Raw genomic sequence first — 14,919 nt, 5'->3', positions numbered from 1 at the left:
AGAATGCAGTGCATAGACCGCAGGAAGTTCAACTCTCGCCATGGGGCGACAAAATGAAGCAGGCCAGGCGGGCGCTGGCGGGTGCCCGCAAAAACTCCGGCATCATCGCAGATCGGGGGCGCCAAGCGTCAAGGGATGGCGCGTTGGGATCCAGCGAAGGGTTTCAGGCTATTTCGCGACGGAACGGCGGCAAGGCATCGAGTATGGCGCGGCCGTAGCGCTGGCTGACCACCCGTCGATCCAGCAGGGTGATGGTGCCGCGGTCGGCCTCGGTGCGCAGCAGTCGTCCACAGGCCTGCACCAGGCGCAGGGAAGCGTCGGGCACCGCGATCTCCATGAAGGGATTGCCGCCACGGGCCTCGATCCAGTCGGACAGCGCCGCTTCCACCGGATCGTCCGGCACGGCGAAGGGGATCTTGGCGATCACCACATGCTCGCAATAGGCGCCCGGCAGGTCGACGCCTTCGGAGAAGCTCGCCAGGCCGAACAGCACGCTGGCCTCGCCGTCGTCGACGCGCGACTTGTGCTTATTCAGGGTTTCCTGCTTGGACAGGTTGCCCTGGATCAGCACACGCTTGCGCCAGTCGCGATCCAGCCCTTCGAACACGTCCTGCATCTGCCGGCGCGAGGCGAACAGCACCAGGGTGCCCCGCGCGCCCTCCACCAGTGCGGGCAGCTCACGGACGATGGCTGCCGTGTGGGCGGCGGCGTCACGCGGGTCGGCCTTGAGGTCCGGGACCCGCAACAGGCCGGCGTCGGCATGATGGAAGGGGCTCGGCACCACGGCGGTGACGGATGCCTTGGGCAGTCCGGCACGCATGCGGAAACGGTCGAACTTGCCCAGGGCGGTGAGGGTGGCGGAGGTCACCAGCGCACCGTAGGCGACATTCCACAGGTTGCGGCGCAGGGTCTCCGCAGCCAGGATCGGGCTGGCGTTGACCTCGATGTCATGCAGGGCCCCGCTCTCGGCCAGGGTCAGCCAGCGCGCCATGGGCGGGCTGTCTTCCGGGTCCTCGGCGGTGAATGCGGTCCACAGCTCCCAGTTGCCCTGGGCGCGGGACAGCAGGCTGCCGAACAAGGGGTACCACTCTTCCGCCTGGTGACTGGCGAGACCGATGGTGGCCTCACCATCCATGGCTTCCTTGAGCAGCTCGGTGAGCCGGGTGAAGACGTCGTTGAGCCGGGAGAAGCCCTTCTTCAGTTCGATCCCCAGCTCCCGCAGGTGCTCGGGCACCACGCCCGCTTCGAAACGGTGGCGTGGGCGATCGCGCCCCTCCATATCCTCGCCGGCGCGGAAATCGGCGAGTTCCTCGCAGGCGTTGAACATGAATTGCTGGTGGGTGCGGATTTCCCGCGCCAGTTCGGGCACGCCTTCCACCAGGCGCCCGAAGTCGCCCGGCAGGGGATTCTGCGCCAGCAGCTTGGTGAGGTTCTTGGCCACCTGCTCCAGCCATTCGGCGGTGGAGCGCAGCCGGGTGTAATGGGCGAAATGGCCGATGGCCTTGTCCGGCAGGTGGTGGCCTTCGTCGAACACGTAGAGGGTTTCACGCGGGTCCGGCAGCACGGCGCCGCCGCCCAGGGCCAGGTCGGCCAGGACCATGTCGTGGTTGGTGACGATCACGTCCACCTTGGTCATGCCTTCCCGCGCCTTGTAGAAGGCGCACTGCTGGAAGTTCGGACAATGACGCTTGGTGCACTGACTGTGATCGGTGGTGACCCGCGCCCAGTCCTGGTCCTCGATGGCTTCGGGCCAGGAATCGCGGTCGCCGTCCCAGCGGTTGCCGGCGAGGCGCTCGATCATCTGGTTGAGCAGCTTCTGGCCCTGCTCGTCGACGTCGATCTTGAAGCCTTCATCGGCGAACAACTGGGCGGTCGAGCTCTGCGCCTGGCCTTCCTGCAACAGCATGTCGAGCTTGGAGAGGCACAGGTAGCGGCCACGGCCCTTGGCCAGGGCGAAGCTGAAGTTGAGGCCGCTGTTGCGAATCAGGTCGGGCAGGTCCTTGTGGACGATCTGCTCCTGCAGGGCCACCGTCGCGGTGGCGATCACCAGGCGTTTGCCGGCGGCCTTGGCCGCCGGAATGGTCGCCAGGCTGTAGGCCACGGTCTTGCCGGTACCGGTCCCCGCCTCCACCGCCACCACGGCGGGGTCGCCCTCGCGGTGCCCCTCGTCGTCCACGGGAATGGCGCCCAGGGCCTTGGCCACCTCGGCGATCATCAGGCGCTGGCCATAGCGGGCCTTGAGTTCCTTGGCTTCGAGGAAACGGCTGTAGGCGCCCTGGATCTGGGACTTGAGTTCGGTGCTGAGCATGGGGAATGGCGGGGCCGGAGTGCTGGATAAATTTTCAGTACTTTAACAGGCCGGCTATCATAGCGCGCCTTCTCTTCCCCGCCGAATGGAGTTGACCGGATGACACCTCACGCCGCCCTTTATGCCCTGCACCTGCTGGCCGCCCTGATCTGGGTCGGAGGCATGTTCTTCGCCTGGATGATCCTGCGGCCCGCCGCGGTCACCACCCTGGAGCCCCCGGCACGCCTGCGCCTGTGGCTGGAGGTGTTCCGCCGCTTCTTCCACTGGGTATGGCCGGCGGTGCTGGTGTTGCCCATCACCGGCGTCGGCATGCTGCACATGTCCTACACCAGCATGGAGGCCGCGCCACGTTACGTGCACATGATGATCGGGCTCTATGTAGCGATGCTCGCGCTGTTCGTGCGGGTCAGCGCCCTGCTGCTGCCGCAGCTGCGCGCCGCGGTGACCGCCGAGAACTGGCCGGAAGGAGGCGCGGTGCTGGGTCGCATCCGCCGTGTGGTGGGGTTCAACCTGCTGATCGGGCTGGCGCTGGTGACCATTGTCGCCATTCGCCCGACCTTCTGAGAATCGGCCCATGATCAGCTGCGCGTCGGCCCTGCGGCGTTAAAAGCAGGCTCGGAAAGCCGCTTGCGGCTAACGCGCTTCAGCGCGGCCCGAAGGGCGAGCGGAGCGAGTAATGCTCATTTACAGCTGTAAACTCGCGTGTGAGCCCAGTCCGCTTCCTCGCCTGTTTGATTCGCTGGCGCTCACCCTTCGGGCCCGCCTTTGGCTGTTACTCCCGTTGGTCGTTGCGCCTTGCATGGCTCTAGCTCGCAGGATCATGGGCCGATTCTGAATTCAGGCGCACATCCCTGTGCGCCCTTGGCCAATCAGAAACGCACGACCTTGAAGCTGCCGGGATTGCCGGCAGCCCCGGGCTGGCCGGGTTGCCCGGCGCGACCGGCCTTGGCGCCGTCGGCCTCATAGAGCAGGCAGCCCTTGCTCTCTCCGCCCTCGCCAGCGGCTCCACCTTCGCCCGGCGCACCGCCGGCGCCGCCGTCGAGGCGTACGCGCAACAGGTCCACGGGGAAGGATTCGGGCACTTCCAGGCGCACCTGTCCGCCGGCGCCGCCAGTCTGGCCATCGCCACCTGGCTGACCATCCCAACCGCGACTCGCCTCGCCCCAGAGACAGCCGGCGGAATCGCCATCGGCGCCGGCCAGCCCCGAAAGACCGGGGGCACCGATACCGCCACGTACATCCACGGTCATCTCGCCGACCTTCACATCCACCAGGCGCAGGCTCAGATTGCGGCCGGCGGTGGCCGGCTTGCTGCTGCTACCGGCCGAGCCGGATGCGGTGATATGGCTGCCGATGCCGATTTCGCCATGGGCCACTTCAAGGCGCAGGCCCTGTTCGGCGGGGGCGATGCCCAGGCGCGCTTCGCGCCCCATGCGCAACTCGCCGATGCGCAGTTCGGTGACGCCCGCCGGGATCAGCAGGGTGGCGTAGTCGGCAACCTCGACCTGGTCGAGGCTGAGGCTACCGGTGCGCGGCGGCAGCTTGAGGAAACTATGGGCCTCCACCTTCACCTCGCTCTGGGCGAGGGCCAGGGGAGCGAACAGTGCAGCCAGCAGGCAGAGCTTACGCATGGCCAGCCTCCCGGGCGCCGCGGCGCGGAATGCTCAGCAGGTGGAAAACACCGAAGACCAGCAACTGCAGGCGATCCCACCAGGGATGGACACGCCCGCGAAGCCGCGAATTGAACAGCATGATTTCGAACAGATGGACCAGAACCAGCAGGATTCCGGCGCCGCTCAGCAGCATGTCGAAAGGTTTTGCGAAGGGTGAAAGCAGATTGACGACCACCACCAGCCAAAACAGCAAGGCAACGACCTTGCCCAATCCCATGAACAAACGCATTCGTCCCTCCCCCTCGAAGTTCTCTATGGCCAGCGCCTGTAATCGGCGCTTTTCCACTGTGAACCCAGCATTGTTTTAGTTTTGCGAAACATACGCCGAAGCCCGGCGACGCACCAGTGCATCGCCGGGAAAAGCGTCGATATGCGATCACATCATTGACCTCGGGCAAACCCTCAGCGGTCGACGTGGATCTCCACCCTGCGGTTTTGCGCGCGGCCCGCCTCCGTGGCGTTGTCCGCCACCGGCTGGCGCTCGCCCATACCTTCGGTCGTCAGCTTGTCGGCGGGCACGCCCTGGCTCACCAGGAAGTCCGCCACGCTTCGTGCCCGGCGCTCCGACAACCCCTGGTTGTACTGCTCGGAGCCGACGCTGTCGGTGTGGCCGATCACCTTGACGCCGATCAGCGTGGCACCGCTCAGGCGATTGGCGACGGACGCCAACTGATCCTTCGCGGCATCGGTGAGTTCGGCCGAGGCGAAGGCAAACAGGACATTGCCCAGGTCGCTGAGGACAATCACTTCATCTTCCGCCGCCGGCGGGGTTTCAGCGGGTGCCTGGGGATAAGTCCGCACCGGGCAACCACGACTGTCCACTGGACTGCCGGCCGGCGTGTCGGGGCAGCTGTCGCGGCGGTCGAACACACCGTCGCCATCGGCGTCGCCATCCTGGGCGAAGCAGATCAAGCCGCCGACGATGGCGCCGGTCGCGGCACCGCCAGCCGCCCAGGCGGAACTCTCGATAGCGCCGAGGCCACCACCGATCAGACCACCAATGAGGCTACAGACAGGCCAGATCCCCTGGTTCTGCGCACCGTCGTCACTGGAGGTGGATGCGCAACCCGAGAGGAAACCGCTGACCAGAAGAAGGGAAATCGCAACCCGGGGGAGTTGGTTGCTCATGGGAGGGGCTCCTGTGTCACCGGACACACCGGTAACACAGGAGTAAAGACCCGGGACCCGCGGCACACAAGGCGTGCGCCGCAGGCATTCCGGGGTTAACGGTCGATCTGGATTTCCACGCGACGGTTCATCGCACGGCCATCTTTGGTGGCGTTGTCGGCGATCGGCTGGAGCTCGCCCGCGCCAGTGACGCTAACGATGTTCGCTGCCGGGATACCGCTACGCACCAAGTAGTCGGCCACCGCTTGAGCACGGCGTTCGGACAGCCCCTGGTTGTATTCTTCGGTGCCAACGCTGTCGGTGTGACCAGTGATGCTCAGCTTGGCGTTCGGAGCTTCGTTCTTCAGTCGGCTGGCAACAGTGTCCAGGTTCGCTTGGCTGGCCTCATTGAGTTTCGAGGAGTCGAAGGCGAACAGCAGGTCGCGAACCACGATGGTTTCGTGCTCGACGACTACCACTTCCTCAACCACCTCTTCTTTGATCGGGCAACCATCAGCGTCAACCGGTGTGCCACGCGGTGTGCCAGGGCACTTGTCGCGGCTATCAGGTACGCCATCGCCGTCTTCGTCGCCATCGCCATGCACCCAGCAATAGGCAGCCGCCGTACCGGCACCAATCAGCGCGCCCCAACCGGCGTAAGTGCTGCTTTCAATCGCACCCAGCCCCGCACCTACCACACCCCCTACTGCAGCGCACTTGGGCCAGTCGGTCTTCTGAAGGCCGGAGCAACCGGCCAGCAAGCTGGACACCAATAGAACAAGGGGTAAAGCTATCCGTGTAATGCTCATAAGCGAGTCTCCTCTTAGAATCGGCCCATACCGACAACTAGGGAGTAAAGACGCCCACTTCGGAAACCGCCAGCACTAGGCCATGACTTGCCTTCAGGCTAGTCTTGACCTACCTGTTCGAGGACTTTCGATGACTGACAGCTTCTCTTCCCGCACTCCCCAGCAAGCCCTTGCGGCCCTGCTCGAACGCTGCGCTCCGCAGCGTCTGTTGCTGGTGGGCAACAGCCCGCTCCCGGCGCTCGAAGCCTTCGCCGCCGCCCACCCCGACTGCCAGGTGGTGCAGGTTCCCGCCGGCCCGCTGCCGGCCGAACAGGCCGCGTGCCGCTTCGACCTGGCGCTGCTGGCCGACTGCCTGGAACACCTGCCCAAGCGTTCCGGCCTGGAATTGCTCGGCGGCATCCGCAACCTCAATGCCAGCCGCGTGGCGGTGCTCGCGGACCTCAGTGCCTGCGGCTGGCAGGACACCGACTTCTTCTCCCTGGCGCTCCAGGCCAGCGAGCGCTTCCAACGCGAAGCTCAGACTGTGACGCTGTTCACCTATGACCTGCGCGAGTACAAGCAGGTCCCCGACTGGCTGAACGCGAAGTTCTGGGCCAACCCGCAAAACTTCGGCAAGTACTGGTGGTAAACATGAGCACCGCGATCTGTCCCTGCGGTAGCGGCAACCTCCTCGAGGTCTGCTGTGGCCGCCATCACGCCGGCCACCCCGCCGCCAGCGCCGAAGCGCTGATGCGCTCGCGCTACAGCGCCTATGTGCTGGGCCTGGTGGACTACCTGGTGGAAACTACCCTGCCCGCCCAACGCGGGGGCCTGGATGTAGAGGCGATCCGCGCCTGGAGCTTGTCCAGCACCTGGCTCGGTCTCGAAGTGGAAGCCCACGAACTGCTGGGCGGCCAGCCCGAGCACGCCTTCGTCACCTTCACCGCGCGCTGGCACGACGAGGGCGGCGAACACAGCCACCGCGAGCGTTCGGCCTTCGTCCAGGCGGACGGCCGCTGGTACTTCCTGGACCCCACGGTGCAGGTCACGGCCGGGCGCAACGACCCTTGCCCCTGTGGCAGCCGGCAGAAATACAAGAAGTGCTGTTCGAGCTACTTCTGATGCAAGAACCAGAAGGCCCGCATATCGCGGGCCTTCTGCTTTCTATCTGGCTGCTGTCTATTTGCGCTCTTCCAGGCGCAGGTGCGAGGTATCCGGCGGCGGTTCCACGGCGGACGACTTCGCCTGCCCCATGTCGCTGCCCACCGGCGCCAGGCTGAGGCTGGAAAGGTCGAAGCGCGGCGCCGGCGCCTGCGGCTTGCTGTCCTGCAGGTCGGCGCCGACCGGGGCGATACCGAAGTCCGGCGCGTCCACCCCGACGAAGGCGGCCATGTATTCGTCCCGCGGCACCACTTTCAGGCGATTGCGCACACCGGCCTGCGTCTCGGCGGCGGCCGGCGCGGACTGGACCTCGGGTTCCGGTTCCGGCGGCGGAGCCAGCTCCACTTCCTCGATCACCGGCTCCATGGACAGCACCTCGACCAGTGCGCCGGCACGCTCCAGGGTAACGCGATATTTCTCCGCGGTTGCCTCATCCAGGTTGTTCTTGAGGATCACGCGCCGGCCTGAGAAAAGCATGGCCACGCGCGTGGCGTCGGCCTGGAACAGCTTGGCCATGTTCGCCTGCACCAGCTCCAGCTGCGCCCCGGCTACCAGCTTCCCGGAGAAGGCGATCTCGTAACGACCCATTGGTCATACTCCTGTCCGATTTGCCCTGCAGTATGGCGCAGCTTTTTTTCCCCCTACAACCGCTTGCGGCCAAGCAGTTGCTTGTTACACTGGAGCGTCACTTGGAGTATTGCAATGTTTTCCCAGGCGCAAATGATAAGAATTCTCAGCCTACTGTTTGTCTTCGCCCTCCCATTTTCGGGCCTCAGCGGATGTTCCACCTGGTTCACCGGCAGCTTCCAGGAACCCGAAATTCGCCTGCTCAAGGTGGACGTGGTTCGCGCCAAGCTGCTGGAGCAGCAGTTCGTCCTGCGTTTTCGCATCGACAACCCCAACGATGTGAGCCTGCCCGTGCGCGGACTGAACTACACCGTGCACCTCAATGACGTGAAGCTGGCCGCCGGCGAATCCAGCACCTGGTTCACCGTGCCCGCCCATGGCAGCCATACCTTCGAGGTACCGGTGCGGACCAACCTGTGGCGGCACATGAAGTACATCGTCAAACTCCTGGAAAAGCCCGACGAGCCCATCAAGTACCGGCTCCAGGGCGAGGTGAAGACGGGATTCATGTTCGGCAAGAGCGTGCACCTGAGCCGCAATGGCGAGATAATCCCCGGCAGTTACATTCCGGAGTAGTACTTTCATGAGCCAAGAACCCCACGTCCATGGTCCGAACTGCAATCACGACCATGACCACGACCACGATCACCCCGGCCACGTGCATGGCCCGCACTGCAATCACGGCCACCAGGAGCCGGTGCGCAATCCGCTGAAGGAAGTGGGTCGCAACGATCCCTGCCCGTGCGGCAGCCAGAAGAAGTTCAAGAAGTGCCACGGCGCCTGACGCCGATGCACGCTCCCAGGCCCGCCTAGTGCGGGCCTGTTCGTTTCCGCGCGCTGGAAAATCCCCTGGAGCCCCACCGATGATCGACCTGTACTACTGGACCACCCCCAACGGCCACAAGGTCAGCCTGTTCCTCGAAGAAGCCGGCCTGCCCTACCGCATCCACCCGATCAACATCGGCAAGGACGAGCAGTTCCAGCCGCACTTCCTGAAGATTTCGCCGAACAACCGCATCCCCGCCATAGTCGACCAGCAGCCCGCCGACGGCGGCGAGCCGCTGTCGCTGTTCGAATCCGGCGCCATCCTCTTGTACCTGGCGGAAAAGACCGGCCGCTTCATCCCGCAGGACCTGCGTGGCCGCCAGGAGTGCCTGCAATGGTTGTTCTGGCAGATGGGCGGCCTCGGCCCGATGGCTGGGCAGAACCACCACTTCAACCGCTTCGCCCCGGAAAAGCTGCCCTACGCCATCCAGCGCTACATGAAGGAAACCGCGCGACTGTACGGCGTCCTGGACAAGCGCCTGGCCGACCGCACCTTTGTCGCCGGCGCCGAGTACAGCATCGCCGACATGGCCATCTACCCCTGGATCGACCGCCACGCCTGGCAGGAACAGGACCTGGAGGATTTCCCCAACCTCAAGCGCTGGTACCTGGGCATCCAGGCGCGCCCGGCCACGGTCCGCGCTTACGCTCTGGTGGAGCAGGTGAACCCGGCCGCCGTGAAAAAGTAACCCGGACGGCGCTTGCGCGGCGCAAGGCGGCTCACTAACGTAGCGCGTTTTATTCAATGCCCTCGCGAGGAGAGCCCCTTCCATGGCTTCGCCAGCCTTCAAGCGCTTCCTTCCCCGGTTCTGCGTTGCCGCCGCCGCTGGCGCCATGATCGGCCTCAGTGGCTGCCAGTCCTGGCTGGACAGCCGCTACGCCGGCAGCCTGCCGCCCACCTCCGGCTTCCAGCCGGTCAAGGGCCTGGCCCAGAGCGTGTCGATCCGCCGCAACCCGCTGGGCATGCCGCTGATCGAAACCACCACCTTCCACGACGCCCTGTTCACCCTCGGTTACGTGCATGCCTCCGACCGCCTCAGCCAGATGGTCGGCATGCGCCTGATGGCCGAAGGTCGCCTGGCCGAAATGGCGGGGCCCGGTGTACTGGAGATCGACCGCTTCATGCGCGCGGTGAACCTGCGCAAAAGTGCCGACATCCTTTACAAGAACGCCTCGCCGCGCCTGAAGGAGTTCTTCGCGGTCTACGCCCGTGGCGTCAACGCCTACCTGTACCGCTACCGCGACAACCTGCCGATGGACCTGGCCGAGTCCGGCTACCGCCCGGGCTACTGGAAGCCGGAAGACTCGGCGCTGATCTTCGCCCTGCTGAACTTCGGCCTGTCGGTGAACCTGCAGGAAGAGATCGCCTCCCTGGTCATCGCACAGAAGGTCGGTGCCGACAAGCTGGCCTGGCTGACCCCCATCTACCCCGACGAGCCGCTGCCCGTCGAGGAAGCCGAGAAGCTCAAGGGCCTGCAACTGGGCGGGCAGATCCCGGGGCTGGCCGCGCTCAACGACGCCGCCGGACAGATCGCCGAGCTGAACATGCTCGGCGTGGCCGCCTCGAACAACTGGGCCATCGCCCCGCAGAACACCCGCAATGGCCGCAGCATCCTGGCCAACGACACCCACCTGCCCATCGCCATGCCCTCGGTGTGGAACTTCGTGCAGATCCGTTCGCCGAAATTCCAGGCCGCCGGCGTCTCCATCGCCGGTGTGCCGGCCGTGGTCGCCGGCTACAACGGCAAACTGGCCTGGGGCATGACCATGGTCATGGGCGACAACCAGGACCTGTTCCTGGAGAAGGTCCGCCGCGAAGGCAACCGCCTCCTCTACCAGGCCGACGGCAAATGGCTGCCGGCCAGCGAACGCATGGAGACCTTTTTCATCAAGGGCGAACGCCCGGTGCGCGAGGTGATCTTTGAGACCCGCCACGGCCCGCTGCTGAACTCGGTCCTCGGCCAACGCAAGCACCCGCTGCAGCCCCTGGAGATCAAGAGCGGCTACGGCATCGCCCTGCAGACCAGCCAGTTCGAGAACGACCAGTCCCTGGACGCCTTCTTCGCCCTGTCCCGCGCGCAATCGGTGGAACAGGCCCACGAAGCCACCCGTTCTATCCGCGCCATGGGCCTGAACATCCTCTACGCCGACGCCAAGAACATCGCCTGGCAGGTCACCGGCCGCTACCCCAATCGCCGCGAAGGTCGTGGCCTGCTGCCCTCCCCCGGCTGGGACGGCCGCTACGATTGGGACGGCTTCGCCGACCCCATGCTCCATCCGTACGACCAGAACCCGGCCCAAGGCTGGCTGGGCACTGCCAACCAGCGCACCGTGCAGGGCGGCTACGGCGTGCAGCTCTCCAACTCCTGGTATTACCCGGAGCGCGCCGAGCGCATCGCCGAACTGGCTGGCAGCGGCAAGCACGACTGGCAGAGCATGATCGCCATGCAGTACGACCAGACCAGCCCCTTCCCCGCCAAGCTCAAGGCCATGTTCCAGGACCCGGGCATGGCCCAGCCGCTGAAGCAGGCCATCGACGCCCTGCCGCCGGCCGAGCGACCCCTGGCCCGGGAAGGCCTCGACCGCCTGCTGGCCTTCGACGGCCGCCTCAGCCCGACCTCGGCAGACGCCGCCTACTACGGCGCCTTCCTCCACGAAAGCGCGCGGCAGATCTTCCTCGATGAACTGGGCCCGGAAACCAGCCCGGCCTGGCGCGCCCTGGTGCAGAACGCCGACCTCTCCTACTCGGCCCAGGCCGACCACCTGCTCGGCCGCGTCGACAGCCCCTTCTGGGACGACGTCAACACGGCGCAGAAGGAAGACAAGCCGGCCATCCTCGCCCGCAGTCTGGCCGCCGCCACCCGCTTCGCGGAAAGCCGCCTGGGCGCCGACCGCAAGGCCTGGCAATGGGGCAAGCTGCACACCTATAGCTGGATCAGCGAAAGCACCCAGGTGGCGCCCTTCATGACCGCCAGCCAGCGCGCCGGCATCAACGCGCTGAAGGGTTACCTGGACCGCGGCCCCTACCCGGCCGGTGGCGACCACAGCACCCTCAACGTCGCCGCCTACCATTGGGCGCAGGACTTCGACACCTGGCTGATCCCGGCCATGCGCATCATCGTCGACTTCGGCCAGCCCGAACCCATGATCGGCATGAACAGCACCGGCCAGTCGGGCAACCCGGCCAGCCCGCACTACGCCGACGGCATCGATGCCTGGCTCAAGGCGCGCTACATGAAGTTCCCCTTCCAGCCGCAGAACCTCGATGCCGTCTATGGCACCAAGCGCCTGATGCTGACACCGCAAAAATGATCGGCGGGCGGCGGAACTTCCCGCAGCCCACCCACTCTGATCCAGTGGACTTACTCCATAGATCACATTTCAAGGCGCCCCCGGGCGCCTTTTCTTTTGCCTGCTCGCCGGCAGTGAGCCGCCTTTCCTGTGGGGGCGAATTCATTCGCCAAGGGATGCACAGCATCCCCCTTCGGTGCTTCCGGCCGGAACTGCGTTCCGGTTGGCGAATGAATTCGCCCCTACACGGTTTATCCCCCATCCCGCTGGCTTGCGCACAGCCCGCCCTTGTCGCATCCTGCGCCCTTTCCTCGCCAGCTGCCCGGAGCCCCGAGAACCGACCATGGCTGACAGTGCCTTTTCCGGCCGCATCGTGCAGAACCTGCTGGACACCGATTTCTACAAGCTGACCATGATGCAGGCGGTGCTGCACAACTACCCCAACGCCGAAGTCGAGTGGGAGTTCCGCTGCCGCAACAATGAAGACCTGACGCCCTACCTCGCGGAAATCCGCTACCAGATCGAGCAACTGGCCGACATCTCCATCACCTCCGACCAGCTCAACTTCCTCGAGCGCATCCCCTTCATCAAACCGGACTTCACCCGGTTCCTCAGCCTGTTCCGCTTCAACCTGCGCTACCTGCAAGTGGGCATCGAAGACGGCCAGCTATGCGTGCGCCTGCGCGGCCCCTGGCTGCATGTGATCCTCTTCGAGATCCCGCTGCTGGCGATCATCAGCGAGGTCCGCAACCGCTACCGCTATCGCGACGTGCAATTGGTCCAGGCCCGCGAGCAGCTCTACCGCAAGCTCGACTGGCTGCGCGCCAACGCCAGCGACGAGGAACTGGCGGGCTTCCAGCTGGCCGACTTCGGCACCCGCCGGCGCTTTTCCTACCGGGTCCAGGAAGACGTGGTGCATATCCTCAAGCGCGACTTCCCCGGCCGCTTCGTCGGCACCAGCAACGTGCAACTGGCCCGCGAGTACGACCTCAAGCCCATCGGCACCATGGCCCACGAGTGGCTGATGGCCCACCAGCAGCTCGGCCCCAGGCTGATCGACAGCCAGATCGCCGCCCTCGACTGCTGGGTACGGGAATACCGCGGCCTGCTGGGCATCGCCCTGACCGACTGCATCAACATGCAGGCCTTCCTCAGCGACTTCGACCTGTACTTCGCCAAGCTCTTCGACGGACTGCGCCACGACTCCGGCGACCCGCTGCAATGGGCGGAAAAAGCCATCCGCCATTACGAGAAGCTGGGCATAGACCCGCTGACCAAGACCCTCGTATTCTCCGACGGCCTCGACCTGCCCCGGGCCCTGGCGCTCTACCGCGCGTTGCACGGGCGCATCCACGTCAGCTTCGGCATAGGCACCAACCTGACCTGCGACATCCCCGGCGTCGAGCCGATGAACATCGTGATCAAGATGACCGCCTGCAACGGCCAGCCGGTGGCGAAGATTTCCGATGAGCAGGGCAAGACCCAATGCCGCGACGAAAACTTCGTCGCCTACCTGAAACACGTTTTCCGCGTCAGCGACCCCCAGTAAGGACCCGCACATGAGCAGCAACCGCCAGCAAGAAATCGCCAAAGCCCTGGACGTTGTCCCGCCCTTCGCCGACGAAGCCGCCCTGGTGGCCGAAGTCGAGCGCCGCAAGGCCTTCATCAAGAACTGCCTGCGCACCTCCGGCCTCAAGGTCCTGGTCCTGGGTATCAGCGGCGGCGTCGACTCCACCACCGCCGGCCGCCTGGCCCAGCTCAGCGTCGAGGAGCTGCGCAGCGAAACCGGCGACGCCGGCTACCGCTTCATCGCCGTGCGCCTGCCCTACAACGTCCAGCACGACGAACAGGACGCCCAGGTGGCGATGAACTTCATCCGCGCCGATGAAGAAGAGACGGTGAACATCGCCGACAGCGTGCTCGGCCTCGCCGAGCAGGTCAGCCACCTGAACCACCTGGCCGACGCCCGCCGCGACTTCGTCACCGGCAACATCAAGGCGCGCATCCGCATGGTCGCCCAGTTCGCCATCGCCAACGCCAACAACGGCCTGGTGATCGGCACCGACCACGCCGCCGAGGCGGTGATGGGCTTCTTCACCAAGTTCGGCGACGGCGCCTGCGACCTGGCCCCGCTCTCCGGCCTGGTGAAGAACCAGGTGCGCAGCATCGCCCGCTACCTGGGCGCCCCGGAAAGCGCCGTGCACAAGGTGCCCACCGCCGACCTGGAAGAACTGCGCCCCGGCAAACCCGACGAGGAGGCTCACGGCGTGAGCTATGTCGAGATCGACGCCTTCCTCCATGGTCAGCAGGTCAGCCAGCACGCCTATGACGTGATCGTGCGCACCTACGACAACACCCAGCACAAGCGCATCCTGCCGCTGGTGCCGTAACGGCAGGAATCGACCCCACCTAGGGTGGATGGCGCTTTTCCATCCACCAGCGGCGCTATGCCGGACCTCGAATGGTGGACCGGTGAAGCGCGGTATCTACGGTGACTGTGTGCAGAATCCCCCCACGGGCACAAAAAAGCCGGGCAATCGCCCGGCTTTTTTTCTTGCCTGATAGGCCTCAGGCCTTCGGCAGGGTAACGCCGGTCTGGCCCTGGTACTTGCCGCCGCGATCCCGGTAGGACACTTCGCAAGCCTCGTCCGACTGGAGGAACAGCATCTGCGCCACGCCTTCGTGGGCGTAGATCTTCGCCGGCAGGTTGGTGGTGTTGGAGAACTCCAGGGTCACGTGGCCTTCCCACTCGGGTTCCAGCGGGGTCACGTTGACGATGATGCCGCAACGGGCATAGGTGCTCTTGCCCAGGCAGATGGTCAGTACGTCGCGAGGAATGCGGAAGTATTCCACGGTGCGGGCCAGGGCGAAGGAGTTCGGCGGGATGATGCACACGTCGCTGTTGATGTCGACGAAGCTCTTCTCATCGAAGTTCTTCGGATCCACCACCGCCGAGTGGATATTGGTGAACACCTTGAACTCGGCCGCGCAACGCACGTCGTAGCCGTAGCTGGAAACCCCGTAGGAAATCACCCGGCTGTCGTCCGCGCCGCGCACCTGGCGCTCGACGAAGGGTTCGATCATGCCGTGTTCCTGCGCCATGCGGCGAATCCACTTGTCCGATTTGATGCTCATGGCG

Annotated in this window: 16 protein-coding genes; 9 read left to right on the top strand and 7 right to left on the bottom strand. The window is 65.3% G+C overall.

Annotation, left to right across the window (positions count from 1 at the left end):
* Window positions 1-163: 163 nt before the first annotated feature.
* Complete coding sequence (gene dinG / locus PCA10_RS07900; RefSeq protein ID WP_016491529.1) at window positions 164-2,308, bottom strand: ATP-dependent DNA helicase DinG; 2,145 nt, start codon at window positions 2,306-2,308, stop codon at window positions 164-166.
* Window positions 2,309-2,407: 99 nt separating this feature from the next.
* On the opposite strand from dinG, the gene PCA10_RS07895 reads away from it, so the two are divergent.
* The gene (locus PCA10_RS07895; RefSeq protein ID WP_016491528.1) at window positions 2,408-2,872 is read left to right on the top strand and encodes a CopD family protein; all 465 of its coding nucleotides are present in this window, start codon (window positions 2,408-2,410) and stop codon (window positions 2,870-2,872) included.
* 305 nt (window positions 2,873-3,177) lie between these two features.
* Here the strand turns inward: PCA10_RS07895 and PCA10_RS07890 are convergent, their stop codons facing one another.
* The 4 genes from PCA10_RS07890 to PCA10_RS07875 all read right to left on the bottom strand — a co-directional run bounded on the left by PCA10_RS07890 (window position 3,178) and on the right by PCA10_RS07875 (window position 5,897).
* A complete protein-coding gene (locus PCA10_RS07890) occupies window positions 3,178-3,939 on the bottom strand; it encodes a hypothetical protein (protein ID WP_016491527.1) in 762 nt (253 codons plus the stop codon).
* Window positions 3,932-4,210, bottom strand: coding sequence for a DUF1145 domain-containing protein (locus PCA10_RS07885; protein WP_016491526.1), 279 nt, complete (start codon window positions 4,208-4,210; stop codon window positions 3,932-3,934). The genes PCA10_RS07890 and PCA10_RS07885 overlap by 8 nt, the downstream gene beginning before the upstream one ends.
* 173 nt (window positions 4,211-4,383) lie before the next feature.
* Window positions 4,384-5,109 carry a PA1041 family peptidoglycan-binding anchor lipoprotein gene (locus PCA10_RS07880; RefSeq protein ID WP_016491525.1) on the bottom strand — a complete coding sequence of 242 codons (726 nt, stop codon included), beginning with the start codon at window positions 5,107-5,109 and terminating at the stop codon, window positions 4,384-4,386.
* A 95-nt stretch (window positions 5,110-5,204) separates the two neighbouring features.
* Window positions 5,205-5,897: a PA1041 family peptidoglycan-binding anchor lipoprotein gene (locus PCA10_RS07875; protein ID WP_016491524.1), complete on the bottom strand. Its 693-nt coding sequence runs from the start codon at window positions 5,895-5,897 to the stop codon at window positions 5,205-5,207.
* A 130-nt stretch (window positions 5,898-6,027) separates the two neighbouring features.
* Here PCA10_RS07875 and PCA10_RS07870 point away from each other — a divergent pair, with 130 nt between their 5' ends.
* A complete protein-coding gene (locus PCA10_RS07870) occupies window positions 6,028-6,525 on the top strand; it encodes a DUF6231 family protein (RefSeq protein ID WP_016491523.1) in 498 nt (165 codons plus the stop codon).
* Window positions 6,526-6,527: 2 nt separating this feature from the next.
* Window positions 6,528-6,998 (top strand): YchJ family protein, encoded by a 471-nt coding sequence (locus PCA10_RS07865; protein WP_016491522.1) that lies wholly within the window; start codon window positions 6,528-6,530, stop codon window positions 6,996-6,998.
* A gap of 57 nt (window positions 6,999-7,055) precedes the next feature.
* Here PCA10_RS07865 and PCA10_RS07860 read toward each other — a convergent pair whose 3' ends face one another.
* Window positions 7,056-7,625, bottom strand: a complete 570-nt coding sequence (locus tag PCA10_RS07860; protein ID WP_016491521.1) for a hypothetical protein — start codon at window positions 7,623-7,625, stop codon at window positions 7,056-7,058.
* A gap of 114 nt (window positions 7,626-7,739) precedes the next feature.
* Here PCA10_RS07860 and PCA10_RS07855 point away from each other — a divergent pair, with 114 nt between their 5' ends.
* The 6 genes from PCA10_RS07855 to nadE all read left to right on the top strand — a co-directional run bounded on the left by PCA10_RS07855 (window position 7,740) and on the right by nadE (window position 14,170).
* Window positions 7,740-8,240 carry an LEA/WHy family protein gene (locus tag PCA10_RS07855; protein WP_016491520.1) on the top strand — a complete coding sequence of 167 codons (501 nt, stop codon included), beginning with the start codon at window positions 7,740-7,742 and terminating at the stop codon, window positions 8,238-8,240.
* Window positions 8,241-8,247: 7 nt separating this feature from the next.
* On the top strand, window positions 8,248-8,448 hold the full coding sequence (locus PCA10_RS07850) for an SEC-C metal-binding domain-containing protein (RefSeq protein WP_016491519.1): 201 nt from the start codon (window positions 8,248-8,250) through the stop codon (window positions 8,446-8,448).
* 79 nt (window positions 8,449-8,527) lie between these two features.
* Window positions 8,528-9,178 (top strand): glutathione binding-like protein, encoded by a 651-nt coding sequence (locus PCA10_RS07845; protein WP_016491518.1) that lies wholly within the window; start codon window positions 8,528-8,530, stop codon window positions 9,176-9,178.
* Window positions 9,179-9,260: 82 nt separating this feature from the next.
* Entirely contained in the window at window positions 9,261-11,801 is a 2,541-nt protein-coding gene (locus tag PCA10_RS07840; RefSeq protein ID WP_016491517.1) for a penicillin acylase family protein, read from the top strand.
* A 322-nt stretch (window positions 11,802-12,123) separates the two neighbouring features.
* Window positions 12,124-13,329, top strand: coding sequence for a nicotinate phosphoribosyltransferase (gene pncB, locus PCA10_RS07835; RefSeq protein ID WP_016491516.1), 1,206 nt, complete (start codon window positions 12,124-12,126; stop codon window positions 13,327-13,329).
* 10 nt (window positions 13,330-13,339) lie between these two features.
* A complete protein-coding gene (gene nadE, locus PCA10_RS07830) occupies window positions 13,340-14,170 on the top strand; it encodes an ammonia-dependent NAD(+) synthetase (protein ID WP_016491515.1) in 831 nt (276 codons plus the stop codon).
* A gap of 178 nt (window positions 14,171-14,348) precedes the next feature.
* Here nadE and dcd read toward each other — a convergent pair whose 3' ends face one another.
* Complete coding sequence (dcd, locus tag PCA10_RS07825) at window positions 14,349-14,915, bottom strand: dCTP deaminase (RefSeq protein ID WP_016491514.1); 567 nt, start codon at window positions 14,913-14,915, stop codon at window positions 14,349-14,351.
* Window positions 14,916-14,919 lie beyond the last annotated feature (4 nt).

This window comes from Pseudomonas resinovorans NBRC 106553 (assembly GCF_000412695.1).
Classification (GTDB): Bacteria; Pseudomonadota; Gammaproteobacteria; order Pseudomonadales; family Pseudomonadaceae; genus Metapseudomonas; species Metapseudomonas resinovorans_A.
Note: the sequence above shows the minus strand (reverse complement) of the source record. Positions and strands in the feature narration are given on the sequence as shown.

Excerpts from the sequence above, each read along its gene's own strand:
- PCA10_RS07855 (WP_016491520.1), top strand. The coding sequence starts at position 7,740 with ATGTTTTCCCAGGCGCAAATGATAAGAATTCTCAGCCTACTGTTTGTC.
- PCA10_RS07870 (WP_016491523.1), top strand. The coding sequence starts at position 6,028 with ATGACTGACAGCTTCTCTTCCCGCACTCCCCAGCAAGCCCTTGCGGCC.
- PCA10_RS07890 (WP_016491527.1), bottom strand. The coding sequence starts at position 3,939 with ATGCGTAAGCTCTGCCTGCTGGCTGCACTGTTCGCTCCCCTGGCCCTC.
- dcd (WP_016491514.1), bottom strand. The coding sequence starts at position 14,915 with ATGAGCATCAAATCGGACAAGTGGATTCGCCGCATGGCGCAGGAACAC.
- PCA10_RS07865 (WP_016491522.1), top strand. The coding sequence starts at position 6,528 with ATGAGCACCGCGATCTGTCCCTGCGGTAGCGGCAACCTCCTCGAGGTC.
- PCA10_RS07840 (WP_016491517.1), top strand. The coding sequence starts at position 9,261 with ATGGCTTCGCCAGCCTTCAAGCGCTTCCTTCCCCGGTTCTGCGTTGCC.
- PCA10_RS07850 (WP_016491519.1), top strand. The coding sequence starts at position 8,248 with ATGAGCCAAGAACCCCACGTCCATGGTCCGAACTGCAATCACGACCAT.
- pncB (WP_016491516.1), top strand. The coding sequence starts at position 12,124 with ATGGCTGACAGTGCCTTTTCCGGCCGCATCGTGCAGAACCTGCTGGAC.
- PCA10_RS07895 (WP_016491528.1), top strand. The coding sequence starts at position 2,408 with ATGACACCTCACGCCGCCCTTTATGCCCTGCACCTGCTGGCCGCCCTG.
- dinG (WP_016491529.1), bottom strand. The coding sequence starts at position 2,308 with ATGCTCAGCACCGAACTCAAGTCCCAGATCCAGGGCGCCTACAGCCGT.
- PCA10_RS07885 (WP_016491526.1), bottom strand. The coding sequence starts at position 4,210 with ATGCGTTTGTTCATGGGATTGGGCAAGGTCGTTGCCTTGCTGTTTTGG.
- PCA10_RS07875 (WP_016491524.1), bottom strand. The coding sequence starts at position 5,897 with ATGAGCATTACACGGATAGCTTTACCCCTTGTTCTATTGGTGTCCAGC.
- PCA10_RS07860 (WP_016491521.1), bottom strand. The coding sequence starts at position 7,625 with ATGGGTCGTTACGAGATCGCCTTCTCCGGGAAGCTGGTAGCCGGGGCG.
- nadE (WP_016491515.1), top strand. The coding sequence starts at position 13,340 with ATGAGCAGCAACCGCCAGCAAGAAATCGCCAAAGCCCTGGACGTTGTC.
- PCA10_RS07880 (WP_016491525.1), bottom strand. The coding sequence starts at position 5,109 with ATGAGCAACCAACTCCCCCGGGTTGCGATTTCCCTTCTTCTGGTCAGC.
- PCA10_RS07845 (WP_016491518.1), top strand. The coding sequence starts at position 8,528 with ATGATCGACCTGTACTACTGGACCACCCCCAACGGCCACAAGGTCAGC.